Source organism: Pelomicrobium sp. G1, assembly GCF_051905455.1.
Lineage (GTDB): Bacteria > Pseudomonadota > Gammaproteobacteria > Burkholderiales > UBA6910 > Pelomicrobium.
Genome location: NZ_JBQACR010000206.1, coordinates 1 through 337 on the forward strand (window position 1 = coordinate 1; position 337 = coordinate 337).

1 protein-coding gene is annotated in these 337 nt (G+C 65.9%); it reads right to left on the reverse strand.

Annotated features, from left to right (window positions below):
- Positions 1–163 precede the first annotated feature (163 nt).
- Positions 164–334, reverse strand: coding sequence for an acyl-CoA dehydrogenase C-terminal domain-containing protein (locus ACTFO6_RS18185; protein ID WP_439935798.1), 171 nt, complete (start codon positions 332–334; stop codon positions 164–166).
- Between the last annotated feature and the right edge of the window lie 3 nt (positions 335–337).

Genomic DNA, 337 nt, shown 5'->3' on the forward strand with positions numbered 1-337 from the left:
CATCCGGGGCATCGTCGCAAGGCAAGGGAGTTTTGGGGGGCATGGTCGAACGTTCGCTTCAAACGAGCGTTTAAACTATGGCGTAACGGCGCTGCAGCGTCAAGGAGATTTTTTCGGTCAGCTGAGGAAGCCGCCGGCGGGCTTAGCCCGGATAGCTCATGGGCTAGAACGCCGAGGCGTCTAGCGCCAATACGCTGTCGGCCCCCCGGGTGATGGCGAGGGCCAGGGCCAGGGCCTGGGGCAGGCAATGCTCGGCGTAGAAGCGAGCCGTCACCCGCTTGGCCCGGCACCAGGCCTCGTCGGCTTGCGGGTCCTGCAGGCGCTCCCCCGCCACCTT